This window comes from Telluria mixta (assembly GCF_029223865.1).
Lineage (GTDB): Bacteria > Pseudomonadota > Gammaproteobacteria > Burkholderiales > Burkholderiaceae_D > Telluria > Telluria mixta.
Window position 1 is genome coordinate 6656816 of sequence record NZ_CP119520.1, and the last position, 24503, is coordinate 6681318.

General features: G+C 68.0%; 13 protein-coding genes. 7 read left to right on the top strand and 6 right to left on the bottom strand.

What is annotated here, in order from left to right; all coding sequences use genetic code 11:
* Positions 1-11: 11 nt before the first annotated feature.
* The 3 genes from P0M04_RS29355 to P0M04_RS29365 form a co-directional block, all read right to left on the bottom strand.
* Positions 12-2354, bottom strand: coding sequence for a dockerin (locus tag P0M04_RS29355; RefSeq protein WP_259452862.1), 2343 nt, complete (start codon positions 2352-2354; stop codon positions 12-14).
* 329 nt (positions 2355-2683) lie between these two features.
* Positions 2684-5713 carry a TonB-dependent receptor gene (locus P0M04_RS29360; RefSeq protein WP_259452863.1) on the bottom strand — a complete coding sequence of 1010 codons (3030 nt, stop codon included), beginning with the start codon at positions 5711-5713 and terminating at the stop codon, positions 2684-2686.
* 229 nt (positions 5714-5942) lie between these two features.
* Entirely contained in the window at positions 5943-7181 is a 1239-nt protein-coding gene (locus P0M04_RS29365; RefSeq protein WP_259452864.1) for an ABC transporter substrate-binding protein, read from the bottom strand.
* Between the two features lie 92 nt (positions 7182-7273).
* Between P0M04_RS29365 and P0M04_RS29370 the strand changes: the two genes are divergently transcribed.
* The 3 genes from P0M04_RS29370 to P0M04_RS29380 all read left to right on the top strand — a co-directional run bounded on the left by P0M04_RS29370 (position 7274) and on the right by P0M04_RS29380 (position 12023).
* The gene (locus tag P0M04_RS29370) at positions 7274-7969 is read left to right on the top strand and encodes a response regulator transcription factor (protein ID WP_259452865.1); all 696 of its coding nucleotides are present in this window, start codon (positions 7274-7276) and stop codon (positions 7967-7969) included.
* A complete protein-coding gene (locus tag P0M04_RS29375) occupies positions 7953-9410 on the top strand; it encodes a sensor histidine kinase (RefSeq protein ID WP_259452866.1) in 1458 nt (485 codons plus the stop codon). Before P0M04_RS29370 ends, P0M04_RS29375 begins: the two co-directional genes overlap by 17 nt.
* Positions 9411-9473: 63 nt before the next feature.
* Complete coding sequence (locus tag P0M04_RS29380; RefSeq protein ID WP_259452867.1) at positions 9474-12023, top strand: bifunctional diguanylate cyclase/phosphodiesterase; 2550 nt, start codon at positions 9474-9476, stop codon at positions 12021-12023.
* Here the strand turns inward: P0M04_RS29380 and P0M04_RS29385 are convergent.
* Both P0M04_RS29385 and P0M04_RS29390 read right to left on the bottom strand, forming a co-directional pair.
* Positions 12012-12902, bottom strand: a complete 891-nt coding sequence (locus tag P0M04_RS29385) for an SDR family NAD(P)-dependent oxidoreductase (RefSeq protein WP_259452868.1) — start codon at positions 12900-12902, stop codon at positions 12012-12014. The genes P0M04_RS29380 and P0M04_RS29385 overlap by 12 nt on opposite strands.
* A 125-nt stretch (positions 12903-13027) precedes the next feature.
* Positions 13028-15745 (bottom strand): glycosyl hydrolase 115 family protein, encoded by a 2718-nt coding sequence (locus tag P0M04_RS29390; protein WP_259452869.1) that lies wholly within the window; start codon positions 15743-15745, stop codon positions 13028-13030.
* 154 nt (positions 15746-15899) lie between these two features.
* On the opposite strand from P0M04_RS29390, the gene galB reads away from it, so the two are divergent.
* From galB to P0M04_RS29405, 3 genes are all read left to right on the top strand, one after another.
* On the top strand, positions 15900-18686 hold the full coding sequence (gene galB / locus P0M04_RS29395) for a beta-galactosidase GalB (RefSeq protein WP_259452870.1): 2787 nt from the start codon (positions 15900-15902) through the stop codon (positions 18684-18686).
* A gap of 107 nt (positions 18687-18793) precedes the next feature.
* The gene (locus tag P0M04_RS29400) at positions 18794-20581 is read left to right on the top strand and encodes a thiamine pyrophosphate-requiring protein (RefSeq protein ID WP_259452871.1); all 1788 of its coding nucleotides are present in this window, start codon (positions 18794-18796) and stop codon (positions 20579-20581) included.
* Positions 20582-20653: 72 nt separating this feature from the next.
* On the top strand, positions 20654-21451 hold the full coding sequence (locus tag P0M04_RS29405) for a YdcF family protein (protein WP_259452872.1): 798 nt from the start codon (positions 20654-20656) through the stop codon (positions 21449-21451).
* Position 21452: 1 nt separating this feature from the next.
* On the opposite strand, the gene P0M04_RS29410 is transcribed toward P0M04_RS29405, so the two are convergent.
* Positions 21453-22604, bottom strand: a complete 1152-nt coding sequence (locus tag P0M04_RS29410) for a GGDEF domain-containing protein (RefSeq protein ID WP_259452873.1) — start codon at positions 22602-22604, stop codon at positions 21453-21455.
* A gap of 221 nt (positions 22605-22825) precedes the next feature.
* Between P0M04_RS29410 and P0M04_RS29415 the strand changes: the two genes are divergently transcribed.
* Positions 22826-24427, top strand: coding sequence for a methyl-accepting chemotaxis protein (locus tag P0M04_RS29415; protein ID WP_281042154.1), 1602 nt, complete (start codon positions 22826-22828; stop codon positions 24425-24427).
* Positions 24428-24503 lie beyond the last annotated feature (76 nt).

Consider the following 24503-nt stretch of genomic DNA (forward strand, 5'->3'; position numbering starts at 1 on the left):
GTCCGCATGACTCAGTTGGTATAGATCACGCCACGTCCGTTGCCGCTGAAGTAGATGCGTCCGTACGTGCTCCAGTCCGCCGCGATCACGCCGATGCCGGCGTACTGGTGGGCGTCGTCGTTGAAGCGCGCCCAGGTTGCGCCGCCATCGTCGGAGTGCCAGATGCCCCACACGCCGCCCCGCGTGCCCACGACGTAGACCGCGGCCGAGTACGACGCGCCTGCCTGCGCCTTGCCCAGCGCGATCCTGGCGGCGCCTGGCAGCGGCCCCGTCGAGCCGCTGGCGGCGACCGTCGCGAAGCCGGAGAGCTTGGTCCAGCTTGCACCCGAGTTGGTCGAGTGGTACACGGCGTTGCCGTCGGTCACCCAGAGGTCGCCCGAGGCGTTGGGATTGCCCACCATCGTCGTGAGCCCGAAATCATTCGGGGCGAAGTTCGCCGCGACCGAACCCTGGACCAGCGCAAACGAATGGCCGCCATCGGTCGACTGGTAGACCTTGCCCGTCGTGCTGTTCCACCACGCGCCGCCGCCATCGAAGGCGTAGACCTTGTTCGGGCTCTGGCGGTCGACGACCAGGCGATAGGCGTTGTTCAGGCCGCCGTTGGGCGTGGGCAGGCCGCTGACCTGGGTCCAGCTGGCACCGTTGTTCGAGGTCCACGACGGGATCGAGTTGGCGGGTGCCCAGACGATGTTGTTGCGCGACGTCGTCACGATGCTCACCGTGTCGGCGAAGTTGGTGGAGGCACCGGCGGGGAGCGATGCGAAGTTCGACCACGAATTGCCGCTGTCGCCGGACCATGAGCCGTAGGCGACCGTCGACCCGCCGGAGATGATGCCGGCAGCGACGATGTAGTTCGGATCGGACCACAACACGTCGGCGGCGTCGCCATTGCCCCATGCGCTGTTGGGCGTCCTGGTCGGCGTCGCCGCGAGGTCCGTCTGGACCCAGTTGCCGATATCGCCCGCGCTGTTGACGAACTTGTACGACGCGCCCGCCGGCGGCGTGACGAGCGCCAGGGTCGCGGTTTCCTCGAGGTTGTTGACCGGAGCGTCCCAGCTCGGGCTGGCCGCCGACGCGTTCCAGGTTTCCCAGACACCGCCGCCGTGAATGTGCAGGATGTGATCCTTGTTGGTCGGATCGATTTCGATGTCGTCCACCCAGCCCCGGAAGCCTCCGCCCCAATGCTGCATGCCGTCCGCGATTTCGCGCCAGCTGCCGGGGGCGCCGCCGGCGTCGGACAGCTGGACGACCGGCTGGCCGGCGCTCCAGGTACCGGTCACGGCCAGCGCGATGCGCGCCGTCGAGCCGGTGCCGAAGACGGACACGCCGCCGTAGCCACCCTGCGTGGTGGTGGCGAGCTGGGTCCAGGACTCGTTGAAGTTCACGCCGCCGAACCGGTAGAGGTAACCGGGACCGCCGGCGCCCTGCCCGGCGTTCTTGTTGAACACCACGTAGTAGTTGCCGTCGCTGGTGCGCACCATGTGCGGGACGTAGTAGCCGGACACGCTGGACGGCACCGACACCGGCGTCCACGAGGCGCCGCCGTTGACGGACTTGTACATGGTCGAGGTCAGGCCCGCCTTCTGAACGTAGTCCGGCGCGATGGCGGCGTACATGATCCACGTCGTCGCCCCGCCGCCCACGTTCGAGTTGTCGAACATGATCTGCTCGACGCCCACCGGAGAACTACCGAGCCCCTGGATCTCGCTGGCCGACAGCACCTTGCTCGATAAACCGGTCTGGGTCCAGGTCTGGCCCGAGTTCGTGCTCTTCCACAGGCCGGCCGTGCGCGAGGCGTAGAACAGCGTCGACGGGTTGGTGGGGTCGGCCTTCAGGCGTTCGCCGATGGCGCGGGCATTCTCGTTGCCGCCCACCGGGAACGGCAGGTCGTAGTGCGTCCAGCTGGCACCGCGGTCGCCCGAGACATAGATGCGGCCGTTGATCGGGGTGCCTTGCCAGTCGTGCGAAACGATGCCCGTGACCAGGTACACCTTGTTGTCGTTGGTCGGATCGACGGCAATGCTTTCGACGCCGTGGAAGGCACCGTCGCCCCCGCCGAACCCGATGCCGTCGGTGATGGGCGTCCACGAGCCGCCGCCGTTCCAGCGGTAGGCGCCGCCGACGTCGGTGCGGGCGTACATGACGTTGTAGCTGGTCGGATGGTAGATGAGGCCGGTGACGTAGCCGCCGCCGCCCCACTTCACGCTCGTGTAGGACGTGGCCGAGCCGACGGTGGCCGCGACGGCGGGGGCTTGCGCCGTGGCCGACGGGCCGGCGGTGCGGTCGCCGCCACTGCAACCGGCGACGAGTGCCGCGAGCGCCGCCGAGATGATGATGCTGTGCTTCCGATACATGAGATCTCCTCTATAGATTGGCTTGGGATGTAGCTCCGCTGCCTGGCTGCCCCGGCATACGTGTGCCGGTGCTGTTATGGTTGCAACTGTCTTGCTCCCTTGGACATCCCCGATCGGAACACATTAATGTGTCGAGTCGTTTTTATTAACAAACCTTAAGGAGTTTAATGCCCGCTTTTTTCGACTGTCAACAAAACTCACGGTTACAGGGGATGTAACGAGAAATGAAATTGCTTTACCTCAAGATCTTGTTGTTGGTGGCGTAGAAAAAAGGCGGCCGAAGCCGCCTAAACATCTGCAGTCAGCAGAGGAGAGAAACCTGGTCCGCGTCAGAACGAGTAACGCATCTGCGCCGTGTAGCGCGGGCCCGTCACGTACGCGCCGCGGACCTTGAAGCCGACGCCCTGCTGCATCAACTGCTTGTACATGGCGTTGTTCAGGTTCTGCGCCTCGAGGCCGAACGACAGGTTCTCGGTGATCTTGTAGAAGATCGACGCATCCACCTGGCCGTAGGCGTCGGACCACGTCGGCAGCGCGTACTGCACATTGTGCTGGCCGAACGTCGGGCTGTTCGGATTGGTGTCCGTGCCGTCGCCGCCGTTCGTGCCGTTGGCGTTGATCGCCTGCAGCGACTTCGAACGCCAGCTGTAGGCCACGCGTGCCGAGATCGGGCCCCGGTCGAACAGCAGCGCCAGGTTGTACGAGTTCTTCGACAGCCCGTTGAGCGGCAGGTTGCCGAAGGTCTTGCCGTCCACGTCGCAACCGTTCAGGTTCAGGTTCAGGTTGTCCGCACCGCTACCGCCCGAGCAGTACGCCTGGTACACCGGGTGGTACAGGTCCTGGCTGCTCTTCACGTACGTGTAGTTCGCCTGCACGCCGAAGCCCGCCAGCCAGCCCGGCAGCATGTCGAAGTACTGCTGGTAAGCCAGCTCGATGCCCTTGGCCGTGCCGTTCGCGCCGTTCACCGGCCCCGTCGTCACGAAGTCATGCATCGTGCCGTTCACGTCCGGCAGCGCGAAGTTGTAGCTCTGGTTGATGATGACGTCGCTGAGTTTCTTGTGGAACACGGCGGCCGTGAACGACCCCGTCGGTGCGAAGTACCACTCGGCCGTGACGTCGGCCTGCTTGGCCATCGTCGGGCGCAGCATCGGATTGCCGCTGCCCGTGCCGGTGAGGCTGACGTTGCTGACGTTGACGACGTTGGTCGCGGTGTTGGTGGTCGTCGTGGTCGCTTCCGACAGGCTCGTATAAGCCTGCAGTTGCGAGAAGTCCGGACGCGACATCGCCTTGCCGTAGGCGAAGCGGAACTGCAGCTTGTCCGACGCCTTCAGGCGCAGGTTCAGCGTCGGCAGCACGTTGCTGTACGAATTGTCGAAGTCCTGCTTCTGCTGGAAGTTCGGGATGTTCGGGATCGGCGTGCCGGTCACCGTGGCGCCGGCCGGGATGTTCGGGGCCGTGAAGCTGAACACCGTGTAGCCGTGCGCGACCATGTTGGTCTTCACGTAGCGCACGCCGATGTTGCCGTCGATCGGATACTTCAGGTCGTCGAAGCCGAAACGCAGCTGCGTATAGATGGCCTTGCTGCGCTCCTGCTGGTCGTTGGTGCCCGACGGGTCGGTGCCGAACGTCGCGGGTTTCCAGGCGCCGCAGGTGTCCGGCGCTTTACCGCTGCGCTCGGCGCACAGCACGTTGTAGTACTGGTGCAGCTGCGCATACGTGCCCGGATAGCCGTCGGCCAGCGACGTGTTCGGGAATACGACGGCCGGCACCGACGCCTTGCCGTTGAAGAAGTTCGGGAACGTGTTCAGGTGCGTGCCGGCGGAGAAGCGCGGATCGCCCAGGTAAGCCAGGGAGCTCAACGGCTGCCACGAACCGACCGGGCCGACCTGCCACGGCTGCGTGATCGCCGCCCAGTTATAGCCCGGCACGGAGTTGATCGTCGTCGCGTCGCGATCGGTCAGGCGCACGCCCATGCGCAGGTCGCGCAGCACGGGGTGGTCGAACTCGTACTTGACGTCGGTCTTCCAGGCCTTCTCGTTGGCGACGCTCGCATCCTGGTGCTCCATCGTGAAGCCCCAGTAGTAATTGTTCGGATTCGCCATGTACGCCTTGGTGGCGTCGTCGAAGATCAGGCGGGCCGGCGTCGCGCTCATGTCCATGCCCATCTGCGGAATCTGCAGGCCGGTCGCGACCGTCGAGTCGAAACTGCCGGTGGTGGCGCGCACCTTCTGCAGGTCGGTGGTGACGCTCCACTGGCTGTTCAGGCGCCAGCGCAGGTTCCACGAGATGTCGGTCGTGGCCGACTTGCGCGTCGAGGTACGGGTATCGTCGTTGAAGTTGACGCCGCCATCGGCCGGATCGGTGAGCACGCCGCTGATCATGGCGCCCTTCGGATCGAACTTGCCGTTCGCGACCTGCAGGTTGTACGGGCTGGACTGGCCGAAGATCGCCTGCTCGTCCCACTTCATCTTGTAGCGCGACTTGAACCAGGTGAGCGACGACTGGACGGCGCTGTTCGGCTTCCACTGGAACGCGGCGTAGGCGCCGTCGCGCTTGCGGTCGAACTCGAGCGAACGGAAGCTCGCGGCGTTCGGCACCCAGACGGTCTGGCCGGGCACGACGTCGGTACGCGGGTAGTACGGTGACACCTGGAACGCGTCGGTGCGGGTGCCGCTCTGTGACGTGGCCAGGTCGAACAGGGCGCCGAATTCGCCGAACCGCGTCTTCCAGCGGTCGGAGAACATCATCGAGTACGACGGCTGGGGCTTGCCCTTCTTCAGCGTGGAATACGTATCCTGGGCCGAGATCGACATCTTGCGGCCCTTGAAGTCGAACGGCATCGCGGTGCGCAGATTGATCAGGCCGGAGATGCCGCCTTCGATCTGTTCCGCCGACGGGTTCTTGTAGACGTCGATGCCGGCCATCAGCTCGGGCGGCACGTCTTCGAAATTCAGCGAGCGGCCGCCGTTGGCCGAGAACGAGTCGCGGCCGTTCAGCTCGGAACGGACGTAGCTCAGGCCGCGGACCATCACGCCCGAACCTTCCACCGAATAGTGTTCCGGGTCGCCCTTCGCCATGGTGCGGTCGATGGTCACGCCGACCACGCGCTGCAGCACCTCGGTGACCGAACGGTCCGGCAGCTTGCCGATGTCGTCGGCGACGATCGAGTCGACGACCTCGTCGGCGTTCTGCTTGATCTTCTGGGCATTTTCCAACGAGGCGCGCTGGCCGACCACGATGACGGACGTGGTCCCCCCATTGTCGGTGGCGGGAGTGGTTTGTGCATAGGCCATGCCGCTGGCGAGCAGCACGACCTGGGACACGCCGACGGCAATGGCCGTTTTCCTGAACTGGTTCACATCATCTCCTTAATTTGTAATCCGCCGTCGACGCGGCGCGAAACATTATTAACGACTATTCTTATTGAATTAATGTCGCATTAATGAAGTCTACGCCGCAATGTTTTTGTTAGTCAAATTAAATAGTGACAATGTTCACCAGTGTGTACGTACAGATACACGCGAAAACTCACACACCGGGCCGGCGTGCAACGGTGCAAGGAACGACAGGGGAGAAAACAGGGGGGAGTTACGGGCGGCGCGCGGCCGCGAGGAGGCGCTGCATCGTCGCGCGCGTGGTGATGCGGTCGTCATGCCAGTACGCGCTGACGGCTTCGCGCATGGCGTCCTCGACCGCGGGCGGCAAGGCCATGGCAATGCTGGGAACGAGTGTGCCGCCGCGGGTAGCGGCATCGAAGGCGGCGGCCGACTGCTTCGCGCAGCGGTCGAATTTGGCCAGATCGACGCCCTGGCGCACGGGAATCGACCCTTTGACGAGGTTGAATTCCTCCTGCACGCCAGGAGCCAGCAGGTCGGCGGCGAAGTCCTGCTGGGCCTTGATCCTGGCGGGGCTGTTCACCTTGAACAGGGCGAACGAGTCGACCGTATAGGCATACGCTTTCGCGGTCCCGGGCGCGGGCACGCAGGCAAACTCCAGGCTGCTGTCGTGCGCCGCCGCCAGGAACATGGGCTTGGCCCAGTCGCCCATGAATAACATGCCCGCCTCGCCGTTCGCGAGCCGCGACGCCGCCACGTTCCAGTCGCGCCCCATCGCCGCCACGTCGGTATAGGGCTTGATGCGCCGGAACGTCTGCAACGCCTGTTCCATGAGAGGGCTGGCCAGCGTGTCGGGATCCAGCGCCACGAACGCCTTGCGGTAGAAGTCGGGACCGCCCACGCCCAGCGCCACGTTTTCGAACAGGAGAAAATCCTGCCAGGGCTGCCCGCCGTGCGTGACGGCGATATACCCTGCCCGCTTCATCGCGTCGGCGGCGGCGAAGAAGTCGTCCCACGTGACGGGCACCTGCGCGTTGGCGCGCTTCAGGATGCGCGTGTTAATCCACAGCCAGTTGATGCGGTGGATGTTGACCGGTACGGCGACATAGCTGCCCTTGTACTTCATGGCATCGCTGACGACGCGGGGCAGCACGGTGTCCCATTGCCCGGCGCGGGCCGTCGCATCCAGGTTGGCGAGGGCGCCTTCGCGTGCCCATTGCCGGATGACGGGGGCCTTGACCTGGGCCGCGGACGGCGGATTGCCCGACTGGACACGGGAGCGCAGCAGGAAGAGCGGCACGCCGTTCGCGTCGGACGACACGGCGAAGTCCTTCCAGGTATGGCCCTCGCGCCGCACGGTCGATTTCAGCACGTCGACGGCCCGTGCGTCGTCGCCCACGTCCCAGAAGTGGAGCACCTCGAGTTCGCCCGCGTGTACGGCAGAGGCGCACCAGGCGGTAACGAGTGCGATTGCCGTGGCGAAGACTTTCATGGCGTGCATCTTAGCGCGACTCGCCTGCACAGGGAAGCGAGCGGGAACGTGGCCGGATGGTAACGCAGTCACAAATCCGTTAATATTAACGAATGCAACTTTTACTCGCCGAAGACGACCCCATCCTCGCAAACGGATTGACCGCGCAACTGCATGCCGCGGGCTTCACCGTCGAGCATGCACCCAATGGCCCGGTGGCGGAATTCCTGCTCACCCGGCAGAACTTCGATATCGCCATCATCGACCTCGGCCTGCCCATGGTCGACGGCCTCACGGTGCTGAAGAACCTGCGCGCGACGCGGCCCGACGTGCCGGTGCTGGTCCTCACGGCCCTCGACCGGCTCGACAGCCGCGTGGCGGGGCTGAACGCCGGTGCGGACGACTACATGACGAAACCGTTCGAGTTCCCGGAACTGGAAGCGCGCCTGCGGGCGATCCTGCGGCGCGCGCGAACGTCGTCGGCCGCGCCCGGCGACGTCGCGCTGTCCGGGCTGCATTTCGACCGGGCCGCGCGGCGCGCCGTCATCCACGGCGAACCGGTCGAACTCAGCCCGCGCGAAGCGACGCTGCTCGACCTGCTGCTGGTCCATGCGGACAAGGTCGTCACCAAGGATCAGATCGCCACCGCCTGGGCCGGCGACGGCACCGAAGTCGGCGCGGGCAACACGGCGGAAGTCCACATCCACCGGCTGCGCCGCAAGCTGGAAGGGTCGGGCCTCGAGATCCGGACCGTTCGTGGACTCGGCTACCTGCTGGCCGTCGAGCGCACCGATGGACGACCGTCCTGAGCGGGGAACACGCACACTCTCCCTGCGCCGCCAGCTCGTCATCTGGGTGCTGCTGCCCCAGCTCGTCCTGTGGGTCGCGGGCGGTTTCGCCACGTACCGCCTGGCGGTCCGCTACGTCAACCAGGCGGCGGATGCGACCCTGTCCCAGGCCACCCGGGCGCTCGCGCGGCGCGTCAAGCCCATCGGCAACGGTCTGCTGATCGATTTTCCCCGCGCGGCGCAGGAAGTGCTCGAGACGGACCCCAACGACCGCCTGTTCTACATGGTCAGCACGCCGCCCGGCGAATTCATCCTCGGCAACAACAGCATCCCGATGCCGCCCCCGTCCATGCAGCCGCGCCTGAACGACCCCTATTTCTACGACGGCGAGCTCCATTCCCCCGGGGCCGCCGGCCGGCGGGATCCCCGGGCGACCATGAAGGTCAGGATCGCGGCGCTCTACCTCCCTTACGCCGCGCCGGAAGGCAAGGAGCAGTGGATGCTCGTGCAGGTGGCGCGCAACATGGCGCACCGCGAAGACATCTTCAAGATGATCCTGATGGACACCCTCCTCCCGTTGTCCGCCCTGATTCCGCTGCTGACGCTCATCGTCTGGATCGGCACCGGCGCCGGCCTGGTGCCGCTGCTGCGCCTGCGCAAGGAGGTCGAGGGCCGCTCGCCGCTCGACCTGGCGCCGCTGCAGATCGAATCGGCGCCGCAGGAAGTCCGCTCCCTCGTCGGCGCGCTGAACGCCCTGCTCGCGTCCGTGCGCCAGAACGTGAATGCGCAGAAGCGCTTCATCGCCGACGCGGCCCACCAGTTGCGCACGCCGCTGGCGGGATTGAAGAGCCAGACGGCGCTGGCGATCGCGGCCACCGACGATCCGGCCCTGATCGCGCGGCTGAAACTGGTCGACCAGAGCGCCACGCGGGGCGCCCACCTGATCAACCAGTTGCTGATGCTGGCGCGCGCGGACCCCGAGGCCGCGGCGGCATCCGACAAGGCACCGCTGGACGTGCCCGCGTTCGTCCAGGAGATCGTCGCCGAATACGTGCCGCGCGCGCTGCGGGCGCAGATCGACCTCGGCATGGACGACGCCGCGCCGCCCGCCGCCGGCGCGCCGCTGCGGATCGAGGCCAACGCGCTGCTGCTGCGCGAAGCGCTCGCCAACGTGATCGACAACGCCATCAAGTACACGGGCCGCGGCGGCGAGATCACGGTCCGGGTTGCCCCAAGCGGCGGCGACGTCCTGGTGACCGTCACCGACAACGGTCCAGGCATCCCGGAGGCGGACCGTGCCCGCGTCTTCGAACGGTTCGTGCGCGCCACGGACCAGGGCGAAGGCTGCGGGCTCGGGCTGGCGATCGTGCGCGACATCGTCGCGCAGCACGGCGGCACCGTCGACCTGCAGGATGCACAGCCGCGCGGCCTGCGCGTGGCAATCCGCCTGCCCGGGCGGTGATCGGCGCCCCCGGCGGACGTCCGCCGGTTTATACTCAGGCTCGACATCAATGTATTGACGAACGTGCCCACTCCGACCCCTACCCCGCGCGACACGCGGCCGCTCGCGGCGGCGGCCATGCTGATCGTCGCGATCACGGTGACGCTCGCCGGCCTGCTGGTGTCGAGCTACCACGACACCATCGAACGCGAACAGACGAATCTGCGCAACCTGGCGGAAGCCTTCGCCGCCCAGACCCATTACGCCACGCTCGCGCTGGACCTGGCCCTCGCGCGCGCGGCGGAGCACGCGCCGCAGGACGGCACGGACACGGCGGCCGTCCTGTCGGGCGGCGCGCCTGAGGCCATCCCGGCGCGCGTGCGGCGGCTCGGGCCGGACGCGCCGCGCCGCCCGCAGCCTTCCGGCGCGCCGAAGATCGGCATCGCCCTGCCGCCGGGCGGCGGCCCCGCCGCCATCACACTGGCCCGCGTCCTGCCCGACGGTCCGGCCGTCATCGAGGCTGACGCCGCCTACTTCCAGCGCATCTTCGATTCCGCCGACCTGGGCCACGGCGGCTCCGTCACGTTGCACCAGCGCGACGGCACGATGCTCGTGCGCAGCCCGACGCTTCCCAAGGCCATCGGCCACTCCTTCATCCACACGCCGCTGTTCCAGACTCACCTGCCGCGCGCCTCGGTCGGCGCGTTCGAGGCGACGAGCCCCATCGACGGCGTGCGCCGCCTGTACGGCTACAGCGCCGTCGCCGGGTATCCCCTGCTGATCGTCGCAGGGCGCGACCTGGCCGACACGCTGGCCGTGTGGCGCGGCTGGCTGTGGATCGCCATGCTGGCCTGGGTCCTGCTGTCGGTCACGCTGGCCGTGCTGGCCTGGCGCATGAGCCGCGAGGCGGCGCGCCAGGCCGCGCTGATCGCCCGCCTGCAGGCCAGCGAGCGCCGCCTCGCGGACGGTGCGCGCTACCTGGACGCCATCCTCGATTCGCTGGCCACGCCGCTGTGGGTGCTCGACGCGAAGCGGCGCATCGTGCTGTTCAACCGCGCGTTCCTGCAGTTCACGGGCCGGACCGGAGACGCCGTGACGGGGCACCTCGAAGCGGAAGTCCTCGACCCGGCCGGCGCCGGCGCGCGCGCCCGGCTGTATGCGGACAGCACGGCCGACGGCGCGGGTGACGGCGTCCATGCGCTCGAAGCGGAGATCCGCGACGGCAGTGGCGCCACCCGCACCGCCATCCAGCTCGCCGCGCAGCTCAGGAGCGAGGGCGACGCCGTCCAGATCGTCAACAGCCTCACCGACATCACGGAACGCAAGCAGGTCGAGCTGCGCCTGGCCTACCTGGCCGACCACGACCCGCTGACCGGCCTGCCGAACCTGAACCGCCTGCGCCGCGTGCTGGCGGACGCCCTGCAGGGCGAACAGGTTGTCCTCCTGCTGATCGCGCTGGAGCGCCAGCAGGAAGTGGCCGACCTGCTCGGCATCGAAGCGGGCGACGACGCCGTGCGCCAGGTCGCCGCGCGCTTCGACGCGCTGGCGCCCGCGGCCCTCTGCGTGGCGCGCGTCAAAGCCAACGAATTCGCCGTGCTGTTGCCTGCGGGGCCGGGCCACCGCCCCGTGGACGCCATCGCGCTCGAACTGCACGCGCTGCTGTCGGAACCCGTGCGCGTGGGCGGGCGCGAATTCCACCTGGCGCCCGTGATCGGCATCGCGACGTATCCGCAGGACGCCGCCTCCGCCAACGAATTGATGCGCCTCGCCGACATCGCCAAGCACCGCGCCCGCAGCGAGGCGGGCGAACCGGTGCACTTCCACTCCGAATCCACGCACATCCAGCTGGACGAACGGCTCACCATCGAGGAGCAGTTGCGGCATGCGCTGGCGCGCGGCGAGCTGACGCCGCATTACCAGCCGAAGGTCGACATCGCGACGGGACAGGTCACCGGGTTCGAGGTGCTGCTGCGCTGGAACAGCCCGGTGCTGGGCCCCGTGTCGCCCGCACGCTTCATCCCCATCGCCGAGCAGACGGGCCTCATCATTCCGATCGGGACGTGGGTGCTGCGCACCGCGTGCGCACAGGCGAGCCGTTGGGCGCGCGAGCATGGCATCGCAACCCGCATCGCCGTCAACCTGTCGATCCGCCAGTTCTACCAGAAAGACTTGTTGAAGGTGATCGCCGACGCGCTGGCCGACGCGGGCCTCGCGCCGCATGCGCTCGAACTGGAGATCACGGAAAGTATCGCGATGAGCCGCGTGGACGTCGTCGAGCGCCTGCTGGGCGGCATCCGCGACCTCGGCGTGGAATTGTCGATCGACGATTTCGGCACCGGCTATTCGAGCCTGGCCTACCTGAAGCGCTTCCCGGTGCAGCGCCTGAAAGTCGACCGGGCGTTCGTGCGCGACCTGGGGCGCGACGCCGACAGCGCGGCCATCGTCCGCTCTGTCGTCGCGCTGGGGCACGGCCTCTCGATGCGCATCGTGGCCGAAGGCGTGGAAACCGAGGAGCAGCTGGCGCTGCTGCGCGCGCTGGGCTGCGACGAATACCAGGGCTTCCTGTTCGCGCGGCCGATGGACGCCGCCGCCGTGCCGGCCCTGCTGGGCCGGCCGGTCACGTCAGGCGCGTGAGCGCACCGCGCGGCGCGGCCGACCGCCGGCGGGCGGCACCGGATGGGCCGGCCGTACGGGCGCGGGCACATCGGCCGACGCGGCCAGGTCCGCCCACGCATCGAACCCCACCTTCAGCACGCGCAGGCGGTCGTAGGCGCGCTGCAGCGCGGCCCGCCCCAGCACGAGGCGCAGCGGACCGCGGCCGGCGGCGACGGCCTGCATGATGGCCTGCGCGCCGCGCGCGGCGTCGACCTGGGCGGCGCCCCGGCCGAGTGCGGTCCGGCTCGCCATGCCGTCATAGTCCGCGATGCCGGCTGCGCGCGGCGCCGAAGACTCCGCGTCGTCGCCGCTGCCCGGATCGACGAGCGTGACGCCGATGCCGAGCGGTTCCACTTCATAGAACAGCGCTTCCGCCAGCGCTTCCAGCGCGGAGCGCGCGGCATGGCTGAAGCCTTCGAACGCGGGCGCCTGCACGGAAGCACGGGCCAGCATCACGATATGGCCGGCGCGGCGCGCGCGCATGCCGGGCAGCACGCGGCGGGCGAGGTTGATCGGGCCGAACACGTTTTCCTCGAACAGGGCACGCATGGCACCCTCCTCGCCTTCCTCGATCGCGCCCGGATACCGTTGGGCTGCGCTCGTCGCCAGCACGTCGATGCGCCCGAAACGCCGCTCGGCGGCGACGATCGCCATGTCGACGCTGGCGGCATCCGTCACGTCCAGCGCGAGCGCCAGGGCGCGGTCCGGATGGCGGTCGACGAGGGCCTGCAGCTGCGCCGGCGCGCGCGCCGCGAGGACGGCATGCTGGCCGGACGCCAGCACGGCCTCCGCCAGCGCGGCCGCGAGGCCGGTGGTGGCGTCGGCGATGAACCAGACGGGTTGCGTGGGTTGCGACATCGTTCCTCCTTGCTGCGTGCGGAGTGCCAGAATTTAGGACCTCCAGGAAGATGATTCTAGATGCTGGACGGGTACGGTTCCATAGGCGATTTTCCGAAAGTCTTGCCTAAAATTCCAAGCATCATTCAATCGCCGGGCGGCATGCCGTAGTGGTCGGGCGCGCCGTCCGGCACGACGTCGATCCGGTCCAGCACGATGCCCGGATCGAGCGCGTGCACCGTCAACGTATGCATGCCCGGCGCCAGGCGCCCCACGCGCCACGTGCGCACCGCCATGTTGGACAGCACGTCTTCCTTCCATTGCTCGCTGCGCCCGGCCGTCGTCGTGTCAACCACTTCCGGCGCGCCGCCGTCGAGGCTCACGGCGAAGCGCACGCGGTTGGCTGCCGTGAGCGGATGCTCGGGGACGGCGACGAGACGAAGCTGCGTCTCGCCATCGCCCGCCGTCGCGAATCGATACACCAGCGGCGCGCTGGCGGCGAGATCGGCGAGGTCGGCGACGGTGCGCGACGGCAGGTCGAGCCGCGCGCGCATCGCGCTGCCGGACGTGCCGAGCCCCGGCTGCGGTGTCCAGTCGCGCGTGGGCGTGGCCGCGCCGGCACGCAGCACGACGATGCCGCCTTCCCCGAAGCGGACGTTCACCGTGTCTTCTCCGCATTGCAGCGACAGGGCCGGATCCGCCCCGCCATCGTAGCGCAGCGTAATGCGCTGCTCGTGGCCGTTCGCGGCATCCAGCATACCGCCATCGGCGTTCGCCTGCACGGCATGTGCCCCGCCGCGCACGGACCAGCGCGCGTCCTGCCCGCCGTAGCTCACCAGCGTCACGGTGCGCGTGGCCGGCCGGCCGCGGCGCAGCACGAGCCGGTCGCCATCCACGGAGAACGGATCGGGATAGACGATGCCGCAGCCGCGCCGGCGCGACGCGCTCCACGTCGGGTACGCCGGTTCGGCGAACACGGGCAGGCGGCGCGGCACGATGTCCATGATGCCGCGCCACTTGCCGCCCGCGAGGCCCTCGTACGCGGCCGCATCGGCGACGAGCGCCGCGTGCGCCGCCCGCGCCTGGCGCACGTACAGGTTGCTGGACGGCCGCTGCTGGCGCGCGTATTCCGCCGCGAGATCCAGTTTTAATATACGCGTGTTCAGGTTCGCGCTCGACCGCACGGGGTACAGCACCAGTTCGAAGTACGCGTCGCGCAGCGGCGCCGGGATACGGGCGGCGAGGCTTTCCGCGCGAGCCGTCAGCGCGCGGTAGTCGGCCAGGCGCCGCTCCGCTTCGTCGCCGCCCGTGCGCACATACGCGGTCGTGCGCACGGGGCGCGTGGGCTCCGTCTGGCTCCAGCCCATGAATTCGGGACGGCGTTCCCACGCGAGGCGGTAGTACTCGCCCAGGATGGCGGCCGCTTCCCTGGCGTTGCCGGGTCCGAACTGCGCGGCGGCCCACGCTTCCAGGTGGCGCGCGGGGTCGTGCTTCAGCACGTCCGCGTCGAACGCGGCGTCGAGGAAGTACTGGGTCAGGTATTCGGCCGGCTTGATGTCGCCCACGTTCAGCACCCACAGGCGGCGCGCGCCCGTCGCCCAGGCGCGCTCCAGCTGGTCGCGGATCAGGGACGGATGCGTCGTGCCCAGCCACAGGTAATCGTGCGGCCGGCCCCAATACGACACGTGGTAATAGATGCCTTGCCCGCCCGCGCGGCGGCCTTCCTTGTCCGTGCCCAGCTGCGCGAGATAGCCGTAGTTATCGTCCGGCCACACGAGCGTCACGTCGTCGGGCACGGCGAGGCCGAGGTTCCAGTAATCCAGCACCTCCTTGTACATCGTGAAGGCTTGCGGGATGCGTTCCGGCGGCTTGCCCTGCGCTTCGCCCAGCATGGCGCGCTGGACGCGGAACACGTCCTGCAAGGTGTCGCGCGCCTGTTCGGGACTGGCCGCGCCCTCCATCGCGGAATCGTGCACGCCGCGCAGGCCGAGCGAGGTGATCGTCTCCGTGTGCTTGACCTCCTCGATGCGCGTGCGCCAGTAATCGACGAGGCGGTCGCGGTTCCGGAACCAGTCGAACGGACCGCTTTTCCATTCGCCCACGTTATTGCGCATCATCGGCTCCGCGTGCGACGTGCCGACGATGATCGCGTAATCGTCCGCCGTCCGCGCATTGCCGGGGATGGAGTAGAACGGCCGCGTCGATTCGTGCATCGCGGGCCACACGAGGTTGGCCTTCAGGCGCCACAGCAGCTCGAACACGCGCGCGTACGTCTTCGGACCGATGTCGCCGGCCGGGTCGAACGTCTTCGCGGCCCATGGTTGCAGGCCCCAGTCCTCGTCGTTGATGAAGATGCCGCGGTACGCCACCGACGGCGCGTTCGACAGCCGCGGCGCGCCATCCACCGCCGGACGGTCCACGTGCGCCGGTGCCACGTCGGCCCACCATTCCCAGGCCGACACGCCCAGTTCGCGCGACATGTCGACGACCCCGTACACCGCGCCGCGCCGGTCCGATCCCGCCACGAGCAGCAGCGCGCGGCCGCCCGCCTCGCCGGCCACGCGCAGGTAGCGCTCGGACTGGCCGGCCAGCGGCTTCAGGTCCGCGCCCAGCGCCTGCGCCGCCGCCTTCACGAGGGCCGAATCCGCCGTGCCGACGATAATGCAGCGGCGCGGGCAATCCTGCAGCCGCGTTGCCGACGCGGGCGCCCTGCCGCTCACTCGTTCGACGTCGCGTGCCAGCAGGCCGGCCGCAAGCCGCATCGTGGGCTGGTCGGCGTGGACGATGACGGCGTCGTCCAGCTCGAACGGCTTGGCGTGGACGAGGCTGGCGGTGAGGGCCAGGATAAGGACGAGGCGGCGCATGGGCCCACATGGTAGTGCGGCGCCGCCGGCGAAACGATCAAAAAATTGATCATTTGCATTTGACCAGCCGGGGCTTCACGCATACACTGCCAATGGTTGCGCTACCATTTTAAATGTTATAACAACATGCGCAGCTGCCTACCAGGAGGAGACTGTGCAAGACACGCATCGCAAGGCCGCACGCCGGCTCACATCCACGCTCGCATCCACACTTACCGTCGCGCTCGCCGCCACCCTGCTTCCCGCCTTTTCACCCCTCGCCGTACAGGCCCGGGCGGCCGAGCGCCTCGCGCCGCGCCAGCACCTGCTGCTGGACGACGGCTGGCGCTTCCGCGCCGGCGACCCGGACGGCGGCTCTGCCCCCTACCTGTACGACGTGCGGCCGGAAGTGACGGCGTCCGCCGACGGCAAGGTGGCCGACGCCAGGCCCGAGGAAGCGGCCAGGGTCGCGCGCGCGGACACGCCCGTGCTGAAACCCTGGATCCTCCCGAGCGGCAATGCGTTCATCCGCGATCCGGCGCGCCGCTACCGGCGTCCCGCGACGGAGCCGGCCATCGACGCACCGTTCGCCAGACTGGCATTCGACGACAGCGCCTGGCGCCCCGTTACCCTGCCGCACGACTGGGCCATCGAAGGTCCGTTCCTGACGACGGGCCCGTACGGCGGCATGGGCCGCCTCAAGACGTGGGGCCCGGCCTGGTACCGGCGCAAGCTGGACATTCCCGCCGCGGATCGCGGCAAGAAAATCTTCCTCGACGTCGACGGCGCCATGTCGTACGCGAGCGTGTGGGTGAATGGCCACCTTGCGGGCGGCTGGCCCTATGGCTACAACTCCTTCCGCATCGACCTGACGCCGTGGCTGCAGCCGGGCGGCCCGAACCAGCTCGCGATCCGGCTCGACAACCCGCCTGAATCCGCGCGCTGGTATCCGGGCGCGGGCCTGTACCGCAACGTGTGGCTGACGAAGACGGCGCCCGTGCACGTGGGCCAGTGGGGCGTGACGGTGACGACGCCCGAGGTATCCGCCGAATCCGCGCGCGTCGCGTGGCAGGTCGCCGTCGACAACGAAGGCGGCACGCCGGCCAGCGCGACGGTGACGACCGAGGTGTACGCGCTGGACGCGCGCGGACGGATCGTCGGCAAGCCGGTGGCGACCACGGTGTCGGCCCCGACGACGGTCGCAGCAAACGCGAGCGGCACCGTCGGTGGCTCGACGACGATCGCCAAACCGCGCCTGTGGGGTCCGCCGCCCACGCAGACGCCGCACCGCTACACGCTTGTGACCACCGTGCGCCAGGCGGGCCGAATCGTCGATCGCACCGAGACCCCGTTCGGCATCCGCACCGTGCGCTTCGACCCGGACCGGGGACTCCTCGTCAACGGCGAACACATCCCCCTGCGCGGCGTAAACAACCACCACGACCTGGGTGCGCTGGGCGCCGCGTTCAACGTCCGCGCGGCCGAGCGCCAGCTGGAGATCATGCGCGCGATGGGCGCGAACGCCGTGCGCCTGAGCCACAACCCGCCCGACCCGCAGCTGCTGGACCTCGCGGACCGCATGGGCTTCCTCGTGATGGACGAGATCTTCGATTCCTGGGAGCGCAAGAAGACGCCGCTGGACTTCCACCTGGTCTTCCCCGACTGGCACGAGCAGGACCTGCGCGCCATGATCCGGCGCGACCGCAACCACCCTTCCATCATCATCTGGAGCATCGGAAACGAGGTGGGCGAGCAGTACACCGACAAGGCAGGTGCCGCGGTGGCGCGCGAGCTGCACCGCATCGCCCGCGAGGAAGACCCGACCCGGCCGACGACGACGGCCATGAACTACGCCAAGTCGGACATGCCGCTGCCGGCGGAGGTCGACGTCATCGGCCTGAACTACCAGGGCGAAGGCATCCGCCAGGATCCGGAATTCGAAGGCACCGACCGGATCCGCACGCCGCCGCAGTACCCGCTGTTCCATGCCAGGTTCCCGGACAAGGTGATCCTCAGCACGGAATCCGCGTCGGCCTTCAGCAGCCGCGGGGTCTATCTGTTCCCGGTGCATCCGGCGAACAGCTCGATCGTGCGCGACGGCCGGGGTGGGGACTCCGCCAGCAAGCAGGTCAGCGGCTACGAACTGTACGCCGTCGATTTCGGCGCATCCGCCGACAAGGTGTTCGCCTCGCTCGACCGCAACCCGTACGTGGCCGGCGAATTCGTCTGGACCGGCTTCGACTACCTGGGCGAGCCGACGCCGTATTACGACGCGCGCAGCGCGTACTCCGGCATCGTCGACCTGGCAGGCTTCCCGAAAGACCGCTATTACCTGTACCAGTCGCGCTGGCGCCCGGACCTGCCGATGGTCCACGTGCTGCCGCACTGGACGTGGCCGGACCGCGTCGGCCAGGTCACGCCCGTGCACGTGTTCACGTCGGGCGACGAGGCCGAGTTGTTCGTCAACGGCAAGTCGCAGGGCCGCCAGAAGAAGGCGCCCTTCACCTACCGCGTGCGCTGGGATGAAGTGAAGTACGAGCCGGGCGAGATCACGGTCGTCGCGTATAAGAACGGGAAGGAATGGGCGAAGGAGACCGTGAAAACGGCCGGCGCCCCGGCCGCGCTGCACGCGCAGGCCGACCGCACCGCGCTCGCCAGCGACGGACGCGACCTGGCGTTCGTCACCGTGCGCGTCGTCGACCAGGACGGCCAGCCCGCCCCTCGCGCGCAGGACCGCGTGCGCTTCACCGTCGAGGGGCCGGCGGACCTCGTCGCGACCGACAACGGCGATGCGACGAGCTTCGAATCGTTCCAGGCCAAGGACAGGGCCGCGTTCAACGGCCTCGTGCTGGGCATCGTGCGGACCCGCTCCGGCGCGGGCGGCACCATCACCGTGCGGGCCGACGGCGCCGGGCTGAAGGGCGCGGTCGTGACCTTGCGCAGCAAGCCGCCGGCCGATTGAAACGTGCATTTGTTCAAGAACTTTTTCACGAACATAACGTGACGAGCCTCGTCGACGCCCGGTGCTAAGCTTGCCGTGCATCGCATTGCATCCAGCGAGGACACGACATGAGCAAATCCGTAGGCGACTTCTTCGTCGAACGCCTGTATGAATGGGGCGTCCGTACCATCTTCGGCTACCCCGGCGACGGCATCAACGGGGTGCTGGGCGCGCTGGACCGCGCGGAGGGCAAGATCCAGTTCATCCAGGTGCGGCACGAGGAAATGGCCGCGTTCATGGCCGTCGCGCACGCCAAGTTCACGGGCGAGCCGGGCGTGTGCCTGTCGACGGGCGGCCCCGGCGCGGCCCACCTCGTGACGGGCCTGTACGACGCCAGGTGCGACCACGTGCCGGTGCTCGCGATCTGCGGCCAGGCGCCGTCGACGGCGCGCGGCGCGCATTACCAGCAGGAGCTGAACCTGGACCGCCTGTTCCAGGACGTGGCCGACTATGTCTACGAGGCGAGCCAGCCGTCGCAGGTGCGCCACCTGCTCGACCGCGCCATGCGCACGGCGCTGGGCCGCAACGGCGTCAGCGTCCTCGTGCTGCCGAACGACCTGCAGGAAAAGCCTTACGAAGACCCGCCGCGCAAGCACGGCTCCGTGTTTTCCGGCATCGGCTACACGAAGCCGCGCGTGGTCCCGTACGAAGCGGACCTGCAGCGCGCGGCCGATGTGCTGAACGCGGGCAGCAAGGTGGCGATCCTCGTCGGCGCGGGCGCGCTGAACGCCACCGACGAAGTCATCGCCGTGGCCGAGCGCCTGAAGGCCGGCTGCGCGAAGGCCCTGCTGGGCAAGGCCGCCCTGCCCGACCACCTGCCGTGGGTGACGGGCTCCATCGGCATCCTCGGCACCAAGGCCAGCTGGGAGCTGATGAGCGATTGCGACACCTTGCTGCTGATCGGCACGGGCTTCCCGTACGCGGAATTCCTGCCGAAGGAAGGCAAGGCGCGCGCGGTGCAGATCGATATCGACCCGACGATGCTGAGCATACGCTTTCCGGCCGAGGTCAACCTGCACGGCGACAGCGCCGAGACCCTGCGCCTGCTGCTGCCGCTGCTGAAGGAAAAGACCGACACCGACTGGCGCGCGAAGATCGAGAAGGAAGTGCGCGACTCGTACAAGACGCTGGAAGAACGGGCGCTGGCGTCCGCGAATCCCATCAATCCACAGCGCGTGTGCCACGAACTGTCGCCGCTCTTGTCGCGCGACGCCATCGTCACGAGCGATTCCGGCTCCTGCGCGAACTGGTATGCGCGCGACCTCAAGGTGCAGCGGGGCCAGATGTACTCGCTGTCCGGCGGGCTTGCGTCGATGGGTGCCGCCGTGCCGTATGCGATCGCCGCCAAGTTCGCGCACCCGGACCGCCCCGTGATCGCCCTGGTCGGCGACGGCGCGATGCAGATGAATAACATGGCCGAGCTGATCACCGTGGCCAAGTACTGGAAGCGGTGGAAGGACCCGCGCTGGATCGTGTGCGTCTTCAACAACCAGGACCTGAACCAGGTCACGTGGGAACAGCGCGTCATGGAAGGCAATCCAAAGTTCGAGGCGACGCAGCAGATCCCCGACGTTCCTTACCACCGCTTCGGGGAGTTGATCGGCCTGAAAGGCATTTTCTGCAACGATCCGGACCAGGTGGGCGAAGCGTGGCGCGAGGCGCTGGCGGCCGACCGTCCCGTCGTGCTCGAATTCAAGACGGACCCGGACGTCCCGCCACTGCCCTCCCATATCACGCTGGAGCAGGCGAAACATTTCATGACCACGATTGCAAAAGGCGACCCGAGCGAAGGCTCGATGCTGGCCGGCGTGGCGAAGCAGGTGCTCAGTACCATCTTGCCCGGCGACAAAAAGTGAACGTAGCGGCGGCGCTTGACGCGGCGGCCCGGCTGCGGTCTACTCCGGGCGCCACCATTACGCCCACGATCCATGACCTTTGCACCGCTGCTCGACGTCGTCAACCAGATCCCGCGCGACCTCATCCTGCCTCCCTCCAGCCTGTTCCTCGTCATCGTCATCGGCCTGCTGCTGTGGCGCCGCCGGCCGCGCGCCGGCCGCATGGTCGCCGGCACCGGGTTCGTCCTACTGACATTCCTGTCGACGACAGGCGGCGCGCGGCTCCTCGTCGCGCCGCTGGAGCGGATGACCGCCCCGCTGACGGAACCCGAGCGCGCCGGCGCGCAGGCGATCGTCGTGCTGGCGGCAGGACGCCTGCGGCATGCCCCCGAATACGGGAACCGCGACATCCCGGACTACACCGGCCTGGCGCGTCTGCGCTACGCGGCTCACCTGCAGCGCAAAACGGGATTGCCCATCCTCGCCAGCGGCGGCAACGTGAGCAGCGGCGTCGCCGGGGACCGCGCGTCGTCGGAAGCCGAGTGCATGGCCGCCGCGCTGCGCGAGGATTTCGGCGTGCCGGTGCAATGGCTCGAGGGCCGCTCGAACAATACGGCCGAGAACGCGGCGTTCAGCGCCGCCATCCTGCGGGCGCAGGGCATCCATCGGATCCTGCTCGTGACCGACGCCATGCACATGCCGCGCGCCCGCGCCGTGTTCGAGCGCGCCGGACTGGATGTCGTCAGCGCGCCGACGATGTTCTTCAGCCAGCAACCGCTGTCGGTGCATACGTGGTTCCCCAGCGCCGAAGGCATGCGCCGCTCGTGGTATGCGACGTATGAATTGATCGGGATGGCCTGGTACCGTCTGCGCGCGGCCGGCGGCCGCTGATTCAGCGGCCGGCGATCGTGGCGCACACGGTGTTGCGCCCGCCCCGTTTGGCGGCATACAGCTGCGCATCCGCGGCGCCGATCAGCGCCTCGGACGATGCGGGCGGCGCCGCCGTCTGCGCGGGCACGGACGCGATGCCGAAGCTGGCCGTCGCCTTGATGGACGCGCCGGGCGCGTCGGCGAAGGCCGCGCGGATGCGTTCCGCGAGCGCCTGCGCGCCCGCGAGGTCCGTCTGCGGCAGCACGAGCAGGAATTCCTCGCCGCCGTAGCGGACCACGCTGTCGACCGTGTCGCGCGTGAGCGTGAGCAGCAGGCCGGCGAAATCCGCGAGCACCTGGTCGCCGGCCGCATGGCCGTACGTGTCGTTGATGCGCTTGAAGTAATCGATGTCGCACAGGACCACCGACAGCGGCGTGCCGTAGCGGCGCGTGCGCTCCAGCTCCGCGTTGAGCAGGCCCTTTTGCAGGAAGCGGCGGTTGTAGCAGCCCGTCAGCGGATCGCGGTCGGCCAGCTGCTGCAGCAGGATCGAGGCGCGGAACTGTTCGCGTTGCGCGACGTGGAAGCGGCGCGCGGCGATGCAGCCGAGCGCATTGCCCATCACGAGCAGCAGCACGAGCGTCAGCAGATCGTCCGCCCGCAGGTTGCCCTGGACGGCCAGCATGGCGGCGAACACGATGCTGGACCCGACGCCGATCGCCACCGCGTACATAAAACGGTTGGGGAAATTGACGTAGACCGCCATCAGGATCAGCGCCTGCGACATCGCATTCCACGCCAGCACCTGCGGCTGGAACCAGCACACGACCATGAACACGGCCAGCGCGGCGACGAGCAAGGTACACGCGGCGCGGATCGACACGCGTACGGACTTCGGCCGGCGGACGATGGCCGCGAAGCAGCCCAGGCCGACGAACGCCACGGCGACGCGCAGGCCCATGAGCATCCACGCGATGGCCGTATCGCCCAGGGTGGCGAAGTCGGTGGCGCCGAACGCGACGTAGAACGCGGCCGCGAACAGCAGGCTGGCCTTCAGCTGGGCGTTCCGCTCGGGCAGGAAGTGGCGGATGAAGCGCACCTCGCTGGTCCGGTCCGCGAATTCGGCGCGGCGGCGGTCGATGGTCAGACTGGGGGTGTTGGGATCTCGGGGCAACACGGCGGGATTGGGTGGAAGCGGAACGACGGTAACCGGGCATTGTAACCCACGGTAGCGAATTTTTCCACACGGAAATTTATTGCAACGTCACTGCTGGGCGGCAAGCATTTGCAACAAGTCATTGAAGTGTGGAATATACGTATAACCAGATTGCATGACATCAACGTTGAATGTCGGTTATCATCATTGGTTTGTGGAAACTTTACCTTGAAAAGGTGCCGATGAACTGGTTCAACCGCCTCCGCCTGGCGAGCAAGCTGGGCATTACGTTCGCCGCCGTCCTCGCACTCACCGTGCTGGTCGGCGCCATCTCGATCCACCAGCTGGCCAAAGTCAACGAAACCTCGCTGCGCCTGTCGAGTCACTGGATGCCGGGCATCCGCGTCATCGAAGACATCAAGTCCCAGGTCGCCCGCATCCGTACGCGCGAGCTGCAATACATTATCTCCAGCGACCCGTCCGAGATGGACAAGTATGACAAAGTGATCGCAAAGGACCTGGAAGACCTGCAGCGGATGCAGGACGACTACGTCAAGCTGCTCGAATCGCCGGAAGAAAAGCAGAGCTACGCGGAATTCCTCGACATGTGGCAACGCTACATGGCGGAAGACGCCAAGATCCGCGCCGCCTCGCGCCAGAACGATGACGTCCTGGCCAAGACGCTGATCCGCGGCGAATCGAACAAGCTGATCGTCGCCATCCGCGCCAACATCGACAAGGCCGTCGACAACTACACGGCAGGCGGCCGCGCCGCCGCCCTCGAGGGCTCGCACCGCTACGAGGCATCGCGCGTGCTGATCATGACGCTCGTCTGCGGCTGCGTGCTGGTGGGTGCCGCCGGCGCCACGCTGCTCACGCGCTGGCTGATGCGCCGCCTGGGCGGCGAGCCGGATTACGCGACCGACATCGTCAAGCACATCGCGGCCGGCGACCTGTCGATGGACGTGCAGACCCGCCCCGGCGACCAATCCAGCCTGCTCGCCGCGATGAAGGCGATGCAGGGCAACCTGGCCCACATCGTCGGCAACGTGCGCGCCGCCACCGACACGATCTCCAGCGCCTCCACGCAGATCGCCGCCGGCAACCTGGACCTGTCCTCGCGCACCGAGCAGCAGGCCAGCGCGCTGCAGCAGACGGCCGCCTCGATGGAAGAACTGACGGCGACCGTACGCAACAACGCCGAACACGCGAACCAGGCCAACGCCCTCGCCGACACGGCCGCCGGCGTCGCCCAGCAGGGCAGCACGGCCGTCGCGCGCGTCGTCGACACGATGGGCTCGATCCACGCATCGTCGCAGAAGATCGTCGACATCATCGCCGTCATCGACGGCATCGCATTCCAGACCAACATCCTCGCGCTGAACGCCGCCGTGGAAGCGGCGCGCGCCGGCGAACAGGGCCGCGGCTTCGCCGTCGTGGCGGGCGAAGTGCGTACGCTGGCCCAGCGTTCGGCCGCGGCCGCCAAGGAAATCAAGGAACTGATCGGCGCCTCCGTCCAGCAGGTGGAAACCGGTGCGGGTCTCGTCTCGGAAGCCGGCGCCACGATGCGCGAAGTGCTGCAGACCGTGCAGCAGATGCACGAGCTGATGGTCGAGATCAGCCACGCCGGCCGCGAACAGCGTGCCGGCATCGAGCAGGTCAACAAGGCCGTCTCGCAGATGGATACCGTCACCCAGCAGAACGCCGGCCTCGTCGAAGAGGCCGCGACGGCGGCCCAGAGCCTGCACGAACAGGCCGAGGCGCTCGACCACCTGGTCAGCGTGTTCAAGCTGGAAGACGCGGCGCGCCGTCCGTCCGGCAGCCGGGCGCTGGTCGTCGGCTGATCTTTATCCCTGACATGGCGCCTCCGGGCGTCGTGCGCAATGTTTGCGCAAACAAATTGTGTTATAAAAGTGTGTA

Excerpts from the sequence above, each read along its gene's own strand:
- P0M04_RS29400 (WP_259452871.1), top strand. The coding sequence starts at position 18,794 with ATGAGCAAATCCGTAGGCGACTTCTTCGTCGAACGCCTGTATGAATGG.
- P0M04_RS29370 (WP_259452865.1), top strand. The coding sequence starts at position 7,274 with ATGCAACTTTTACTCGCCGAAGACGACCCCATCCTCGCAAACGGATTG.
- P0M04_RS29415 (WP_281042154.1), top strand. The coding sequence starts at position 22,826 with ATGAACTGGTTCAACCGCCTCCGCCTGGCGAGCAAGCTGGGCATTACG.
- P0M04_RS29385 (WP_259452868.1), bottom strand. The coding sequence starts at position 12,902 with ATGTCGCAACCCACGCAACCCGTCTGGTTCATCGCCGACGCCACCACC.
- P0M04_RS29390 (WP_259452869.1), bottom strand. The coding sequence starts at position 15,745 with ATGCGCCGCCTCGTCCTTATCCTGGCCCTCACCGCCAGCCTCGTCCAC.
- P0M04_RS29365 (WP_259452864.1), bottom strand. The coding sequence starts at position 7,181 with ATGAAAGTCTTCGCCACGGCAATCGCACTCGTTACCGCCTGGTGCGCC.
- P0M04_RS29375 (WP_259452866.1), top strand. The coding sequence starts at position 7,953 with ATGGACGACCGTCCTGAGCGGGGAACACGCACACTCTCCCTGCGCCGC.
- P0M04_RS29355 (WP_259452862.1), bottom strand. The coding sequence starts at position 2,354 with ATGTATCGGAAGCACAGCATCATCATCTCGGCGGCGCTCGCGGCACTC.
- P0M04_RS29405 (WP_259452872.1), top strand. The coding sequence starts at position 20,654 with ATGACCTTTGCACCGCTGCTCGACGTCGTCAACCAGATCCCGCGCGAC.